This is a genomic window from Nonomuraea sp. NPDC059007, from assembly GCF_042740555.1.
Classification (GTDB): Bacteria; Actinomycetota; Actinomycetes; order Streptosporangiales; family Streptosporangiaceae; genus Nonomuraea.
Map to the genome: position 1 here is coordinate 45,251 of NZ_JBHYJD010000059.1, position 14,977 is coordinate 60,227.

General features: G+C 74.4%; 17 protein-coding genes and 1 pseudogene. 11 read left to right on the forward strand and 7 right to left on the reverse strand.

Annotation, left to right across the window (positions count from 1 at the left end; translation table 11 throughout):
* Positions 1-44: 44 nt before the first annotated feature.
* Positions 45-809 (forward strand): GNAT family N-acetyltransferase, encoded by a 765-nt coding sequence (locus ACFWY5_RS50280; RefSeq protein ID WP_379612785.1) that lies wholly within the window; start codon positions 45-47, stop codon positions 807-809.
* On the forward strand, positions 806-1,915 hold the full coding sequence (gene menC, locus ACFWY5_RS50285) for an o-succinylbenzoate synthase (RefSeq protein ID WP_379639240.1): 1,110 nt from the start codon (positions 806-808) through the stop codon (positions 1,913-1,915). Before ACFWY5_RS50280 ends, menC begins: the two co-directional genes overlap by 4 nt.
* Here the strand turns inward: menC and ACFWY5_RS50290 are convergent.
* Positions 1,905-3,092, reverse strand: coding sequence for an N-acetylglucosamine-6-phosphate deacetylase (locus ACFWY5_RS50290; RefSeq protein ID WP_379639241.1), 1,188 nt, complete (start codon positions 3,090-3,092; stop codon positions 1,905-1,907). The genes menC and ACFWY5_RS50290 overlap by 11 nt on opposite strands.
* 79 nt (positions 3,093-3,171) lie before the next feature.
* Between ACFWY5_RS50290 and ACFWY5_RS50295 the strand changes: the two genes are divergently transcribed.
* The 5 genes from ACFWY5_RS50295 (at position 3,172) to ACFWY5_RS50315 (ending at position 7,396) form a co-directional block, all read left to right on the forward strand.
* A complete protein-coding gene (locus tag ACFWY5_RS50295; protein ID WP_379612788.1) occupies positions 3,172-3,318 on the forward strand; it encodes a hypothetical protein in 147 nt (48 codons plus the stop codon).
* Between the two features lie 80 nt (positions 3,319-3,398).
* Positions 3,399-4,421, forward strand: coding sequence for a FecCD family ABC transporter permease (locus ACFWY5_RS50300; protein WP_379612789.1), 1,023 nt, complete (start codon positions 3,399-3,401; stop codon positions 4,419-4,421).
* A gap of 1 nt (position 4,422) precedes the next feature.
* Positions 4,423-5,214, forward strand: a complete 792-nt coding sequence (locus ACFWY5_RS50305; protein WP_379639243.1) for an ABC transporter ATP-binding protein — start codon at positions 4,423-4,425, stop codon at positions 5,212-5,214.
* A 5-nt stretch (positions 5,215-5,219) separates the two neighbouring features.
* The gene (locus tag ACFWY5_RS50310; protein WP_379639253.1) at positions 5,220-6,191 is read left to right on the forward strand and encodes an ABC transporter substrate-binding protein; all 972 of its coding nucleotides are present in this window, start codon (positions 5,220-5,222) and stop codon (positions 6,189-6,191) included.
* Positions 6,188-7,396, forward strand: coding sequence for an MFS transporter (locus ACFWY5_RS50315; protein WP_379639244.1), 1,209 nt, complete (start codon positions 6,188-6,190; stop codon positions 7,394-7,396). Before ACFWY5_RS50310 ends, ACFWY5_RS50315 begins: the two co-directional genes overlap by 4 nt.
* Here ACFWY5_RS50315 and ACFWY5_RS50320 read toward each other — a convergent pair.
* From ACFWY5_RS50320 to ACFWY5_RS50330, 3 genes are read right to left on the reverse strand one after another with little or no spacing between them, the layout of a single operon-like run.
* Positions 7,344-8,429 (reverse strand): serine hydrolase domain-containing protein, encoded by a 1,086-nt coding sequence (locus ACFWY5_RS50320; protein WP_379612792.1) that lies wholly within the window; start codon positions 8,427-8,429, stop codon positions 7,344-7,346. The genes ACFWY5_RS50315 and ACFWY5_RS50320 overlap by 53 nt on opposite strands.
* A 25-nt stretch (positions 8,430-8,454) precedes the next feature.
* Positions 8,455-9,099 (reverse strand): response regulator, encoded by a 645-nt coding sequence (locus ACFWY5_RS50325; protein WP_379612793.1) that lies wholly within the window; start codon positions 9,097-9,099, stop codon positions 8,455-8,457.
* Entirely contained in the window at positions 9,087-10,181 is a 1,095-nt protein-coding gene (locus tag ACFWY5_RS50330; RefSeq protein ID WP_379612794.1) for a sensor histidine kinase, read from the reverse strand. The genes ACFWY5_RS50325 and ACFWY5_RS50330 overlap by 13 nt, the downstream gene beginning before the upstream one ends.
* On the opposite strand from ACFWY5_RS50330, the gene ACFWY5_RS50335 reads away from it, so the two are divergent.
* The 3 genes from ACFWY5_RS50335 to ACFWY5_RS50345 are packed head-to-tail and all read left to right on the forward strand — an operon-like array spanning position 10,180 to position 12,366.
* Complete coding sequence (locus ACFWY5_RS50335) at positions 10,180-10,575, forward strand: hypothetical protein (RefSeq protein WP_379639245.1); 396 nt, start codon at positions 10,180-10,182, stop codon at positions 10,573-10,575. The two genes, ACFWY5_RS50330 and ACFWY5_RS50335, sit on opposite strands and share 2 nt — an antisense overlap.
* Positions 10,572-11,168: a hypothetical protein gene (locus ACFWY5_RS50340; protein ID WP_379639246.1), complete on the forward strand. Its 597-nt coding sequence runs from the start codon at positions 10,572-10,574 to the stop codon at positions 11,166-11,168. The genes ACFWY5_RS50335 and ACFWY5_RS50340 overlap by 4 nt, the downstream gene beginning before the upstream one ends.
* 58 nt (positions 11,169-11,226) lie before the next feature.
* The gene (locus ACFWY5_RS50345; protein WP_379639248.1) at positions 11,227-12,366 is read left to right on the forward strand and encodes an epoxide hydrolase family protein; all 1,140 of its coding nucleotides are present in this window, start codon (positions 11,227-11,229) and stop codon (positions 12,364-12,366) included.
* Here ACFWY5_RS50345 and ACFWY5_RS50350 read toward each other — a convergent pair.
* From ACFWY5_RS50350 to ACFWY5_RS50360, 3 genes are read right to left on the reverse strand one after another with little or no spacing between them, the layout of a single operon-like run.
* The gene (locus ACFWY5_RS50350) at positions 12,347-13,570 is read right to left on the reverse strand and encodes an ion channel protein (protein ID WP_379639249.1); all 1,224 of its coding nucleotides are present in this window, start codon (positions 13,568-13,570) and stop codon (positions 12,347-12,349) included. The two genes, ACFWY5_RS50345 and ACFWY5_RS50350, sit on opposite strands and share 20 nt — an antisense overlap.
* 35 nt (positions 13,571-13,605) lie before the next feature.
* Positions 13,606-14,061, reverse strand: a complete 456-nt coding sequence (locus ACFWY5_RS50355) for a MarR family winged helix-turn-helix transcriptional regulator (RefSeq protein WP_379639250.1) — start codon at positions 14,059-14,061, stop codon at positions 13,606-13,608.
* The gene (locus tag ACFWY5_RS50360; RefSeq protein ID WP_379639251.1) at positions 14,058-14,444 is read right to left on the reverse strand and encodes a hypothetical protein; all 387 of its coding nucleotides are present in this window, start codon (positions 14,442-14,444) and stop codon (positions 14,058-14,060) included. The genes ACFWY5_RS50355 and ACFWY5_RS50360 overlap by 4 nt, the downstream gene beginning before the upstream one ends.
* 75 nt (positions 14,445-14,519) lie before the next feature.
* Here ACFWY5_RS50360 and ACFWY5_RS50365 point away from each other — a divergent pair.
* Positions 14,520-14,977 (forward strand): annotated as a pseudogene (locus ACFWY5_RS50365) (hypothetical protein); the annotation flags it as partial.

Consider the following 14,977-nt stretch of genomic DNA (forward strand, 5'->3'; position numbering starts at 1 on the left):
GCACGCCAACGCCCGCGCGGGCGCGCGCCGCGATGCTGTGGTCCATGGCCGAACTCCTCATCCGTTCCCTTGACGGCACCGCGGCGCTGCGGCGGGCCGACCGACTGCTGCGCGAGGTCTGGGGGACCAGACCCGGCGACGACCCGCCGCTCGCGCTCGACCTGATGTGCGCCTTCGCCCACACCGGCGGGTACGTGGGCGGCGCCTTCCTGGACGGCGAGCTCGCGGGCGTGGCGGCCGGGTTCATCGCGGGCGACCGCAGCCTGCACTCGCACGTGGCGGGCGTGGCGGCGGGCGCGCGCGGGCGTGGCGTCGGCAGGGCGCTGAAGGAGCACCAGCGGGCGTGGGCGGCCGATCGCGGCCTGAGCGCCGTCTCCTGGACCTTCGATCCGCTGGTCAGGAGGAACGCGTTCTTCAACCTGGCCAGGCTGGGCGCGCGGGTGGTGGCGTACCTGCCCGACTTCTACGGGCCGATGCACGACGGCATCAATGATGGCGGTCCCTCCGACCGGCTGTTCGTGACCTGGCCGACGTGGGCCGCCGACCCCTCCCCCGCGCCGGACGGGGCCGAGCGGGGCGTGGTCGTGGTCGACGAGTCGGGGACCGTACACGGTCATGACGGCGCTGACGTGCTGCGGTGCGCGACGCCGGACGACGTGGAGGCGCTGCGGACGGCCGAGCCGCGGGAGGCGCTGCGGTGGCGCGCGGCGATGGAGGACGGGCTCGGCGGCGCGCTGGCCCGGGGCTACGAGGTCACCGGGTTCACCCGCGGCGGCTGGTACCTGCTGGCCAAGGGAGGCGAGAAGTGAGGATCGACGGCGTCGAACTGCGTGAGGTGGCGCTGCCGCTGGTCAGCCCGTTCCGTACCTCGCTGGGAACGCAGCACGAGCGCAACGCGCTGCTCGTGCGCGTGGTGAGCGGCGAGGCCGAGGGGTGGGGCGAGTGCGCCGCCGAGGACGAGCCGACCTACTCCCCCGAGTACCTGGCGGGCGCCGCCGACCTGATCAGGCGCTTCGCGCTGCCCGCCCTCGCGCCGTCCGGCCTGGACCCCGCCGCCGTCGGGCCCGCCCTGCGGCACCTGCGCGGCCATGTCATGGCCAAGGCCGCCGTGGAGACGGCGGTGCTGGACTGCTGGCTGCGCGCCCACCGCGTCAGCCTCGCCGGGCACCTCGGCGGGGTACGGCGGCGCGTGCGCGTGGGCGTCTCGGTGGGCATCGCCGAGACCGTGGACGCGCTGCTGGACACCGTGGACAAGCACCTGACCGCCGGTTACGCCCGGATCAAGCTGAAGATCGAGCCGGGCTGGGACCTGGAGCCGGTCAGGGCGGTGCGCGAGACGTTCGGCCCCGGCGTGATGCTGACCGTGGACGCCAACACCGCCTACACCCCGGCCGACCTGCGGCACCTGGCCCAGCTCGACGCGTATGGGCTGGCGCTGATCGAGCAGCCCTTCGCGCCGGGCGACCTGCGCTCACACGCGGCGCTCGCCGCCCGCCTCGACACCCCCGTGTGCCTGGACGAGAGCATCACCAGCGCCCGCGACGCCGCCGAGGCCATCAGGACGGGCGCCTGCTCGATCATCAACATCAAGCCCGGCCGCGTCGGCGGCTACCTGGAGGCCCGGCGCGTGCACGACGTGGCCGAGGCCAGCGGGGTGCCCGTCTGGTGCGGCGGCATGCTGGAGACCGGCCTGGGCAGGGCGGCCAACCTGGCGCTCGCCAGCCTGCCCGGCTTCACGCTGCCGGGCGACATCTCGGCCACCGAGCGCTACTACCATCGCGACATCACCCGCCCGTTCGTCCTGGACGGCGGCGAACTGCCCGTGCCGGAAGGCCCCGGCATCGGCATCGCGCCCGATCCCGAGGCGCTGGAGGCGTGCACCACGAGCGTGGAGTGGATCCCGCTCAGTTCGTGAGAACCCCGTCACCGGCCACGCCGTCGAGATCCATGAGCCAGCGTCCGCCCACGACGGTGGCCCGCGCGGTCAGGTCGTCGTCGAGCAGGGCCAGGTCGGCGTGGCCGCCGGGGCGCAGCGTGCCCTGGCGGCGCAGCCCGAGCACCGCGGCCGGCACCCGGGTCGCGGTGGCGACGGTCTCGGGCACGCTCAGCCCGGCCGCCCGGCGCAGGTGGCCGAGCATGCGATCGAGCCCGGTCGTACTCCCGGCGAAGGCGGTGCGGTCGGGCAGCATGCCGACGCCGTCCTCGACGACACAGCACAGATTTCCCAGCCGGTACGGCGTGCCCTCCGCCAGCCCCAGCCCCGGCGTCGAGTCGGAGACCACGGTCAGCCGCCCGCCCAGGCACCGGTAGGCGATGCGCAGCAGCTCGGGCGGCAGGTGCCGGTCGTCGGCGATGACCTCGGCGCTCAGCCCGGTGGAGGCCAGCGACTCCTCCAGCAGTCCCGGCACCCGCCACGGCCCCTCGCGGCGCAGCGCGGACTGCCCGCTCCACAGGTGGGTCAGGTGCGTGGCCCCGGCGGCCACCGCGGCGGCGAACTCCGCCCCGGCCGCCTGGCTGTGCCCGATGGCCACGACCGCGCCCGCCCCGGCGAACGCCCGCGTGGCCGCGATCCCGCCCGGCAGTTCGGGGGCGAGCGTGACCATCGTCGGCGACCCGGCCCGCAGCAGGGCCTCCACGTCCTCCGGCCGGGGTTCGCGCAGCAGCGCCGGGTCGTGCGCCCCGGCCTGTTCCGGTGCCAGGAACGGCCCTTCGAGGTGGACCCCGATCAGCCGGACACCGGACGGGCGGTAGCCCGCGGCGAAGGACAGGCACTCGGCCAGGTGTGACAGCGCGGAGGTGGCCAGCGACGCCTGCACCGCGGTGACGCCGGAGCGGGCGTGGGCCGCCAGGACCGCGTCGTACCCGGCGGCGTCCGGGGTGTCGAAGCCGTGCCCGGCGGCGCCGTGGGTGTGCAGGTCGATGAGGCCGGGGGTCAGGTAGCGCCCGCCCGCGTCCAGGCGGGTGAGGCCGGGCGGCAGCTCGCCGTACGGCATCAGCGCCTCGATCTCGCCGTCGCGGACCAGCACGGCCAGATCGGCGTCGATCGTGCGGGCCAGCACGACCCGGGCGCCGACCAGTGCGTAGCGGCTCATGGGGTCCTCTCGCGACGTTTGCGCACCCTGTCTACCTCACCCGGCGCATAGACCGCCTCACGGGGGTAGCTGGAAGGGCATGGCGACAATCATCGATCGGGTGCGCGCGTACCTGCGCAGCCCGCGTGGCAGGCAGAACGTCGAGAAGGCGAAGCGGATGGCCCGCGATCCCCGCACACGGCAGAAGGCCAGGGGCTTCCTGGACCGGCTGCGAGGGAGGCGCTGAGCCGATCATGTAGCCGTCCCCCGGGCCGCTCCGCCGGTGGTAGGGTCGCGTGAAAATGATTGCCGTTATCGGAGTCAATCTTGCGATCCCTTGTCCTTTTACTGACCGCCGTCCTCGCGGTCTCGGTGCTGCTGGCGATCGGCGTCGGCGCCGCGGCGGTCCCGCCCGGACAGACCCTGCGCTACCTCTGGGCGGCGCTGTCCGGCGCCGCGATCACGCCCGACGAGGTGAGCGCGTACCAGATCGTCTGGCAGGTGCGCACCCCGCGCGTGATCCTCGCGGTGCTGGTCGGGGCCGGGCTCAGCGCGGCCGGCGTGGCGATCCAGGCCATGGTGCGCAACGCGCTGGCCGACCCGTTCGTGCTCGGCGTCTCCTCCGGGGCCTCGGCCGGCGCCGTGCTGGTCGGCGTCACCGGCGCGCTCACCGCGCTCGGCATCTACGCCGTCAGCGCCGGCGCCTTCCTCGGCGCCCTGCTCGCCTCCGCCCTCGTCTACTTCGCCGCCCGGCAGGGCGGCGGGCTGACACCGCTGCGGCTCGTGCTGACCGGCGTGGCGGCGGCGTTCGGCTTCCAGGCCGTGATGAGCGTGATCGTCTACTTCGCGCCGGACGGCGAGGCCACCAGCACCGTCCTGTACTGGTCGATGGGCGGGTTCGGCGCGGCGACCTGGGGCGCCCTGCCCGTCATCGCCGCCGTCACGCTGGCCGCGCTCGTCGTCCTGCGCGGGCTCGGCCGCCGCCTGGACGTGCTCGCGCAGGGTGACGAGAGCGCCGCCAGTCTCGGCGTCGACACGGTACGGCTGCGCCGCGGCCTGTTCGTGCTCACCTCCCTGGCCACCGGGGCGATGGTCGCGGTCAGCGGCGCGATCGGCTTCGTCGGCCTGGTCATGCCCCACCTGGTCCGGCTGCTGGTGGGCGCCGCCCACACCCGCGTGCTCACGATCGCCCCCTTGGCCGGCGCGATCTTCATGGTGTGGGCCGACCTCCTCGCGCGGACCGTGGTCGCGCCCAGGGAGCTGCCGATCGGCGTGATCACCGCCCTGGTCGGCGTCCCGGTGTTCGTCACGTTGCTGCGCCGGCGCGGCTACCTGTTCGGGCGGGCCTGACATGGCCCTGCTCCTCGACGGCCTGTCCGTCTCCGCGGGCGCGGCCGACCTCGTCAGCGACCTGTGCCTGACGGTCGCGGCCGGGCAGGTCGTGGGCCTGGTCGGCCCCAACGGCTCGGGCAAGACCACCACCCTGCGCTGCGTCTACCGCGCGCTGCGGCCGAGCGCCGGAGCGGTGCGCGTGGACGGCCGGGACGTGGCCGCCCTGCCGATGCGCGAGTCCGCCCGGCTGGTCGGCGCGCTCACCCAGGAGGGTCACACCGACCTCGACTTCACCGTCGAGGAGACCGTGGCGCTCGGCCGGGTCCCGCACCTGCGCGGCAACCGGGCGCTCGGCGCGCGCGACCGCGACGTGTGCCGCCGGGCGATGGAGAGCATGGAGGTCGCGCACCTGGCCGGGCGCGGCGTGCTGTCGCTGTCGGGCGGCGAGCGCCAGCGGGTGCTCGTGGCCCGCGCGCTCGCCCAGGAGCCGCGGGTGCTCATCCTCGACGAGCCGACCAACCACCTCGACCTGCACCACCAGATCAGGCTGCTGTCGATGCTGCGCGCCGCCGGCCACACCGCCCTGGTCACCCTGCACGACCTCAACCTCGCCGCCTCGGCCTGCGACCGGCTGGCCGTACTGTCCGGCGGCCGGCTCGTGAGCGCCGGGACACCCGGCGAGGTCCTCACCCAGGCGCTGCTGCGCGACGTCTTCGGCGTCGAGGCCAGCGTCGTCCCCCATCCCCTCACCGGCGTGCCCCAGGTCCTGTACGACCTGGGATCCGCCCATCTGGAAGGAACCACCGCGTGAACCGCATGCTGACCGCCTGCGCCCTGACCGGGACCCTGCTGCTCACCGGTTGCGGCGCCCGGGTCGAGGGCGGCGCCGCCGTATCGGAGAAGGCGCGCGTCAAGCGGTGCGGGCAGGAGGTCGAGTACACGACCCCGCGCCGCGCCGTCGTCTACGAGGCGGGCAGCGCGGACAAGATGTTCGCGCTGGGGCTCACCGCGCACGTGCACGGCTACGTGATGCCGCCCGCCAACCCGCCGGTCGAGGAGTCGCCCTGGGCCGCCGAGTACGCCAAGACCAAGTTCCTCAGCGACGACCTGCTCAACCGCGAACTGGTCGTGGACGCCAAGTCCGACTTCGTGGTGGCCGGATGGCGCTCGGGCTTCAGCGACCAGCGGGGCATCACCCCGGCCATCCTGGACGGGCTGAAGATCCAGAGCTTCATGCACGCCGAGTCGTGCTTCAACTACCCGGGCTTCCCCGAGCGCGTCACGCCGTTCGAGGGCCTCTACACCGACCTCGAACGCCTCGGCCGGATCTTCCACGTCGAGGACCGCGCCCGCGCGCTGGTCGCCGGCTACCGCGAGCGGGTCGAGGCGGTACGCGCCCAGGCGCCGAAGGGCGAGCCCGTGCCCGTCTTCCTGTACGACTCGGGCACCGACAAGCCCTTCACCGCCGGCAGCCAGGTGCCACCGAACGACATCATCCGCTTCGCCGGCGGCCGCAACGTCTTCGCCGGCCTGGACGCCCGCTGGAGCGAGGTCACCTGGGAGGCGGTCGTGGCGGCCAAGCCCGAGGTCATCATCATCCTCGACTACGGTGACAAGCCCGCCGCGGAGAAGATCCGGTTCCTGAAGGAGTCGCCGGTGACGGCCAAGCTGCCCGCCGTCGTCAACGACCGCTTCCACGTCCTGGACTACAACGAGGGCATCAGCGGGCCGCGCAACATCGACGGCCTGGAGGGCTTCGCCGCCTACCTGCGCGGGCTGCCCGGGTGAGCACGGCGACCGTTCTGCGCGACCCGGCGTTCGCGCGGCTGTGGGCGGGCACGACCGCCTCCGGGCTGGCGACGTGGGCGCTGCCGTTCGTGCTGGCGCTGGCGGTACTCGACCGCGGCCTCACCGCGACCGGCCTCGGGATCGTCCTGGCCGCCAGGACCGCCGGGTTCCTGGTCGCGGTGCCGTTCGGCGGCGTGCTCGCCGACCGGTACTCGCGCCGCGCCGTCGTCCTGTGGGCGGGGCTGGCCGCCGCGCTGGCCACGCCGGCCATCGCCCTGGGCCTCGGCCGCTCGATCCTGCTCATGAGCGTGGCCGCCGCGGTCGCCGGCGCGGGCCAGGGCGCCTGCCGGCCCGCCTTCCAGGCGCTGACCGCCGAGGTGGTCGACGAGGCCGGGCGTCAGCGCGCCAACGCCGCCATCACGCTGGCGGTGCGGGCCACCACGCTGGCCGCGCCCGCCGCGACGGCGCTGCTCGCGACCGTCCTGGACACCTGGGCGCTGCTGACCGGCACCGGCCTGCTGTGGCTGGTGGCCGCGCTCCTGCCGCCCCGTGGCCGCCGCCCCGCACCCGCCGCCGCGCCGGTGGCGCTGCTCGGGGAGTTCGCCGAGGGCGTGCGCGAGGCGCGGCGGCATCCGTGGTTCCTGGCCGGGCTGGCCGCGCTGACCGCCGTCGTCTTCACCGGCTACTCGGTCACGGGCGTCGCGCTCCCGCTGATCAGCCGCGACCGCTACGGCACCGAGGCGGTGCTGGCCGCCGCCCTGACCGCCTACACCGCGGGCGCGCTGGCGGGGGCCCTGCTCATGGCGCGCTGGCGGCCGCGCTCCCAGGGCTGGGCCGCGCTCGCCGGTCTCGCCCTGTACGGCTGCGCGCCGCTCAGCCTGCTGCTGCCGGTGCACCCGGTGCTGGTGGCGGGGGCGTACCTGCTGGCGGGGCTGGGCATCGAGCTGTTCAACGTGCCGTGGTTCACCGCGACGCAGCGCGAGGTGGAGCCGCGCCTGCTCGCCCGGGTCTCGTCGCTGGACTTCCTGCTCTCCTACGGCCTGGCCCCCGTCGGCCTGGCCGTCCTGGCCCCGGCCATGGAGTCCTTCGGCGCCGCCCCGGTCCTGGCGGTCTGCGCCCTGGTCTGCTTCCTGGCGCCGGCCGCCGCCGCCCTCACGCCGACGGCCCGCCACTTTCGCAGGCAGTCCGGGCCAGCAGGGTGTTGAGCGCGCGGCCCGGGTCCCCCCGGTACGGCGTGGCCGCCAGGCCGACCTCGCGCCGGCCGTCCTCGCTGCGGAAGGCGGCGGCGAAGTAGCCCGCGACGCCGCCTGCCTGGCCGTAGAAGGTGCCGCAGGGCAGCCGGATGCTCGCCAGGCCCAGCCCGTAGGAGCCGCCGGGCAGGGGCCTCTTCATCTCGGCGAGCCAGGCGGGCGGCAGCAGCCGTCCGCCGAGCAGGGCGCGCATGAAGCGGTTGAGGTCGGCGGTGGTGGACACCATGCCGCCGGCCGCGCCGAGGACGGTCGGGTTGAGCGCGGTGATGTCGGTGACGACGCCGCCGGTGAGGGCGTGGGCGTGCGGGTGCGGGCCCTTGATCGACGGCACCGCGTCCGGAGCGGACGTCCTGGTCAGCCCGGCTGGCCGGATGACGCGCTCGGTGATCTCGGTGGCGTAACCGCGTCCGGTGACGGCCCGGATGACCATGCCCAGCAGCACGTAGTTGGTGTTGGAGTAGGCGAACGTCTCGGGGGTGCGGGGCAGCTTCTCGGCCAGGCCCACCAGCTCCTGTTCGCGCCAGGTGCGCAGCGGCTCGCGCGGGTTGCCCGCGGCGTCGAGGAGCGTGGGGAAGTAGTCGGGGATGCCGCTGGTGTGCCGCAGCAGGTCCCTCAGCGTGACGCGCTCGCCCTCGCGGACGGCGCCGGGCAGCCACCTGGCGAGCGGGTCGGCCAGGGTGAGGCGGCCCTCGGCGGCCAGTTGCAGGACGACGGTGGCGGTGAACGCCTTGGTCAGGCTGCCGATCCTGAACCTGCCCGCCGCCTGGGCCGGGTGCGGCCCGCCGTACCGGATCCTGCCTTCGGCCAGCCTGTGCGTACGGCCGCCCGCCCGCACCTCGGCCAGGACAGCCAGCGAGCCGTCGGCGACCGCGTCGCGCAGATGACTTCGCAGCGCGGCACGGATGTCACCGGTGGCGGCGGCGGGGGTGGCGGACAGGAGGGTCGCGGCGGCGAGTGCGGCCGCGGTGAAGCGCGCGAGGACACGCAAGGAGAGCTCCTTCGATGGTGGGGTTTCAGCGCTCGCTGCCGAGAAAGGCCAGGACGGCGAGCACGCGGCGGTGGCCGCCCTCCTCGGGCGGCAGGCCGAGCTTGGTGAAGATGTTGCCGATGTGCTTGTGCACGGCGCTGCCGGTGATCGTGAGCAGGGCGCCGATGTCGGCGTTGCCGCGGCCCTGCGCCATGAGCGTGAGGACCTCGCGCTCGCGGGCGGTGAGGGCGTCGATGCGGCGTTCGCGGCCGGACATGAGCTGGGCGACGACCTCCGGGTCCATGACGGTGCCGCCCGCCGCGACCGTGCGCAGCGCGGCGACGAACTCGCTCACCCGGGCCACGCGGTCCTTGAGCAGGTAGCCGACCGCGCCGCCGCCGTCGGCGAGCAGTTCGCGGGCGTAGACGCGCTCGACGTACTGCGACAGCACCAGGATCGGCAGGCCGGGGACGGCGCGCCTGGCTTCCAGTGCCGCCCTGACGCCCTCGTCGCGGAAGGTGGGCGGCAGCCGTACGTCCACGATGGTCACGTCGGGGCGATGGCGCCGCACGGCGGCGACGAACCCGGGCCCGTCGGTGGCGACCTGCGGCACCTCGATGCCCTTGGCGGCCAGCAGGAGCTCCACCCCGGACGACAGCAGGACGTTGTCCTCGGCGATCACGACGCGCACGGCAGCTCCACCACCAGGCGCGTCGGGCCGCCGTGCGGGCTGGTCACCCGGAGCGCGCCGTCGAGGGCGGCGGCGCGGCGGCGGATGCCGGCGACGCCGGTGCCGCGCGTCTCGTCCAGGCCGCCCACGCCGTCGTCGGCGACCTCGATGTGCAGGACGCCGTCCGCGCGCCCGACGCGGACGGTGGCCAGGCTCGCGCGGCTGTGCTTGGCGACGTTGGTGAGGGCCTCGGCCACGGTGAAGTACGCCGCGGCCTCCAGCGCGGCCGGCAGCTCGCCGGCCCCTTCGAGGCGCAGGTCGACCGGGACGTCGCACCGCGCGCCGAGCGCGGCGAGCGCGCCGTCGAGCCCGCGGTCGGCCAGGATCGGCGGGTACATGGTGCGGATCACCCCGCGGAGCTCCACCATCGCCTCCTCCGCGCCCTCGTGCGCCTCCCGCAGCAGGTCGGCGACCGGTCCGCGCTCGCCGAGCGCCTCCCTGGCGACGCCGAGCCTGATGGCCAGCGCGACCAGCCGGGCCTGGGTGCCGTCGTGCAGGTCGCGTTCGATGCGGCGCAGTTCCGCCCCATGGGCGTCCAGTACGGCGGCGCGGCTCTCACCCAGCTCCGCGACCCGCTCGGTGAGCCGGTCCAGGTCGGCGGGCCCGGCCAGGGTCCTGCGGGCATGCCGGCGGGCCACCGGCGGCGCTCCCGCGACCAGGAGCGCCAGCGCCACGGCGCCGAACCCGAGCGCGGGCCCCCACCCGTCCACCGGCGCCAGCAGGACGAGCGGCCGCTCCGCCGGGTACAGCCACCAGACCGGCACCGCCACGACCCTGCCGGCGGCGAGGAACGCGGCGAACCCGGCGAGCGCCCCGGTGAGCGCGAACTCCACGCCCCACCACCGCCCCGGGCCCGTGACCGGGGCGGGAACCCCGAGGAGAGCCGCGGCCCGCCGCCGGTTCCACGCCGCCCACCGCCGCAACCCCGGCGCCGCGGCCGGGAGCGCGGCGAGCGGCAGCAGCGGCAGGGTGGCGAGCCCGCAGACCAGGTTGACCAGCAGATATCGAAGCCCGCGCCACACCGCGGTCCATCGTTCGCGCATGCCGCCCAGTCTCCAGGCGGCGCCTGCGCACCGTCACTACAGCCTGCTGCACCTTCGCGGCCTAGATCAGGGTGGCGGCGAGGTCCTTGACGGAGTCGGTAAAGCGGCCCGGTCCCACGTGCCGGATCAGGGCGCCGTCGAAGAGGGCGAGCAGGGCGTGGGCGAGGAAGCCGGGGTCGGTGCCCGCGCCTTCCAGCAGGGAGGTCAGGTGGGCGTGCCAGAAACGGTAGCTCGGGTCGGCGAACTTGTCGTCGGCGCAGGCCTGCTCGTGCGCCGAGAGCAGGACGGCGTTGCCCTCCGCGATCGCGCACAGCCCGCCGAGGAAGGCGAGCAGGCGTTCCCGGGCGGGCGCCGGAACCGCGGCCGGCGGCCGGGCAGCTCGTTCTGGAGGTGAGCCACATCTCGCTCAACCGCGGCGAGGTGACCTTCGCCGGCAGCCGCCCGCCCGGCACCGTGCACGGATACGACGCGGCGGGGGTCGTGCTGCAGCCGGCCGCCGACGGTTCCGGGCCCGCCGCCGGGACCCGGGTCGCCGCCTTCGGGGCCGGAGCCTGGGCGCAGCGGATGGCCGTGGAGACCACCGCGGTGGCCGAGATCCCGGCCGGGGTGGATCCGGCCGACGCCGCCGCCCTGCCGATGGCGGGCCTCACCGCGCTGCGCACCCTGCGTACGCGCGACATCCTGGGCCGCCGGGTTCTGGTCACCGGGGCGGCGGGCGGGGTGGGGCGCTATGCCGTACAGCTGGCCAGGATGGGCGGGGCGCACGTGATCGCCTCGGTCGGCTCGCCCGCCCGCGCGCGGGGACTGGAGGCGGACGAGATCGTCATCGGCCTGGACGGCATCGACCGGCCGGTGGACCTGATCCTCGACAACGTGGGCGGGCCGCAGCTCGCCGCGGCGTGGCACCTGCTCGCGGCGGGCGGCAGCGTGCGGAACATCGGCTGGGCCGGCAAGGCGGTGCTGTCGGTCACGCTACATCGGAAATAGCGGACGCTAGAGCGCGTCTTGCGCCCAAGGGGTGAACGACCGAACGAGAGGAACCGCGATGAGCATCCGTCCCTTCCGCGTCGAGATCCCGCAGGCGCGGCTCGACGACCTGGCCGACCGGCTGGCCGCGACCCGCTGGCCGGACGAGCTGCCCGGCGTCGGCTGGAGCCGGGGCGTGCCGGTGGAGTACCTGCGGGAACTGACCGGCTACTGGCGTACCGGCTATGACTGGCGGGCGCACGAGGCGGCGATCAACGAGCACCCGCAGTACCTCACCGCGATCGACGGGCAGAACGTCCACTTCCTGCACGTCCGCTCCCCCGAGCCGGACGCGACGCCGCTGCTCCTGCTGCACGGCTGGCCGGGCGCGGTGACCGACTTCCTCGACGTGATCGGCCCGCTGTCGGACCCGCGCGCCCACGGCGGCGACCCGTCGGCCGCCTTCCACCTGGTGATCCCGTCGCTGCCGGGCTTCGGGTTCTCGACGCCGCTGGCGGGGCCGGGCATGAACGCGGCCAGGATGGCGGGGTTGTTCGTGCGCCTCATGGCCGAGCTCGGCTACGACCGCTACGGCGCGCACGGCTACGACACCGGCTCCTGGGTGGCCCCGGCGATCGGCAGGCAGGATCCCGACCACGTGATCGGCGTGCACATGAACGGCATGATCACGTTCCCGGCCGGCGCCGAGGGCGAGATGGACGCGCTGTCGGAGGTCGAGCGGGGCCGGTGGGAGCGCATGGAGAACTTCAACGACGGCTACCTGCAGTGCAACTCCAAGCGCCCGCAGACCGTGGCCTACGGCCTGAACGACTCGCCGGCCGGCCAGCTCGCCTGGATCATGGAGAAGTTCAAGGAGCTCACGATCCCGGAGGAGGGCCTGCCGGAGGAGAGCATCGACCGCGACAGCATGCTGACCGACGTCTCGATCTACTGGCTGACCGGCACCGCGGGCTCGGCGGCGCAGATCTACTACGAGGAGATCTCGGCCGTCGAATGGGGCGACGCGCCCGAGCGCGGCAAGGTGCCGACCGGGGTGCTGGTCACGGCCCACGACGTGACGATCCGGCCGTGGGCGGAGCGCGACCACAACGTCGTGCGCTGGACCGAGCTGGGCGAGGGCGGGCACTTCCTGTCGATGGAGCGGCCCGATCTGCTGGTCGCCGACCTGCGCGCGTTCTTCACGTCTTCTCTTCGATGATCATCTGAGGACGCCCGGTGACCAGCAGCCACGCGGGCAGCAGGGCCAGGCAGAGCACGGGGATCAGGTCGAGGTCGGTGACGACGGCCGCGGCCATGAACAGGCTCAGCCAGCCCTGCTGGGTCACGGCGAGGGTGACGCCGAGCACGCCGCAGGCGACGGACAGCGACGGCGGCACACCCGGCACCAGGGCGGAGGCGAGCAGACCGAGCGCGACGCCGATGAAGACCGCGGGGAAGATCCGGCCGCCGATGAAGGCCGCGGTGGAGGCGATGAGGAGGGCGGCGAACTTCACCAGGATGATCAGGGCCAGAGAGGCGGCGCCGTAAGAGGTGGCGACCAGTTCCTTCATCTCCGCCAGGCCCTTGAACAGGGTGATCTGGCCGCCGATCATCCCGGCGACGCCGAGGGCCACGCCGGCCAGCGTCAGCCGGGGCACAGGGTGACGGATGAGGTGGAACAGGCGGTGGACGTGCGGGAAGGCGTAGACGGCCGCCAGCCCCGCGAGGACCGCCACGCACGCGATGACCATGCCGCTGAGCAGGTCGAGGGGCTGGATGGAGTAGTCGGGCAGGCCCAGGTGGAAGACCGGGCTGGCGATCAGGACAGTGGTGATCGCCCCGGCGCCCGCCGCGACCAGCGGGCCGAACAGGCGGTCCCACAGCGGCACGTCCTTCGGGCCGAGCGCCAGCTCCGACAGGATCAGCGCGGCGGCCACGGGCGTGCCGAACAGCGCGCCGATCGTCCCGGCCGCGGCCAGACCCAGCCAGACCGGCGCCTTGACGCCGGGAAGCAGGCGCACGCCCACCGCGACGGCCAGGGCGACGTTGGCGGCGGTGATCGGGTTCTCCGGTCCGAGGCTGACACCCCCGGCGAGGGTGAGCGCGGTGGCCAGCAGCATGCCGGGGACGACGGACACCGGCAGCGGCTCGCCCACCAGCCCTTCGGTGGCCGGGTCGGGGCCCGTGGGGATCTTCCACACCACCAGCCCGACCGCCAGGCCGGTCAGCGTGAGAATGCCCAGCGTCCACCAGGGCGAGGCGCCGTCCAGGCCCATCGCCGCGGGCAGGTGGTGCCACAGCACCTCCTGCAGCGCCTCGGCGGCGATGTCGACCACCATCAGGATGAGGCTGCAGGCGACGCCGACGACCAGCGCGGGCAGCGCGAGCCGGGCCAGCGCCGCGGCGGGTCGGCCTTGGGTCATGCCCTGTCAGTTGCCTGGCCGCCGTCGAGACAAGATCAAGCCCGCGTAACTTTCTCGCCCGCGAACCCTGCCGTGAGCTCCGGTGAGCGACTCATCAGCCGGAGCATCGCGCGGTGGAGGTCGGCGCGCTCCCCGGGGGTCCAGTCGCCGGTGAGCCTGGCGAAGACCGCCTCCTGCCAGGCGTGCGCGTCGCGCAGCAGCTCCCGTCCCTTTTCGGTCAGCTCGACGGTACGGCGCCGCCCGTCGGCGGCCGAGGCGGTGACGGCGAGATAGCCGCGCCCGGCCGCCTGGGCGACCAGCCGGGAGGCGCCCGACTGGTCGAGCCCCAGCTCGGCGGCGACCTCGTTGACGGTGATCTCCGGCCGCCTGTCCAGCGCGTGGACCGCCTCGGCCACCATGACGTCGCGCCCGCGCTCGGCCCCCGCGTTCCAGCGCCGTGACCAGTGGCGCACGAAGTGGAACAGCGCCTGTCCGGGTCCCGGCCCGCTCATTCGGTCGCGGCCAGGTCGGCGTACAGGCGGGCGAACTCGAGCGCCGCCCGCAGTTCGGGAAAGCGCAGCGCGGCCGAGACCCGGTCCCCGCTGGCCCGGAACACGGTCACGACCCTGCTCCACTCGCGGTCCTGCGGCCAGCGCGCGTCCTGCTCGACGACCACGACCCGCTCGCTGACCGGATGCCACGAGCGGGGACGCAGCTCGATCCCCGACCGCACGATCCAGCCGGCGAAGTCGCCGGGCGTGATGGGCCCGGACCCCTTGGGCCCGTTGACCACGACGGGGTCGGCCACGACCGCGCGCACGCCGTCCAGGTCCCCGCCGTTCACGACCTCGTGCCAACGGCCCACGGCCGCCTCTGTCCGCTCCGATGTGCTCATGCTCCGACATTATATGCAATTCGCATATATCTAATGCGGAACCAATATGGCCGCGTCCCTTCCTACGGTCGGCGTATGACGATCACCCACGCGACGGAGCTGCGGCTGACCGCGCGTCCGGACGCCGACCTGCGCGAGGACCACTTCGAGCTCGCCCGCACCGAGATCGGCCCGCTCGGCGAGGGCGAGTTCCTGGTGCGTAACGACTGGATGCTGCTGTCGGTCGTCATGCGCGACCTGATGGAGGCCGAGCCCCACCCCGACCTGCCGATGTCCGCCTACGAACTGGGCCGCCCGCCCTGGGCGCCCGCCGTCGGCACCGTCGTCGCCTCCCGCAGCGCCCGCTACCCCACCGGCGACCTGGTCCAGCACGTGTACGGCTTCCGCGACCACATCCTGGCCACCGAGGACGACCCGTCGTTCACCACCCTCGACCCCACCCTGCTGCCCAGCCCCGAATACCACCTCAACCAAGGCACCACCGCCTGGCGCGGCATGGTCACCCTCGCCGCCACCGGCCCCGGCGACACCGT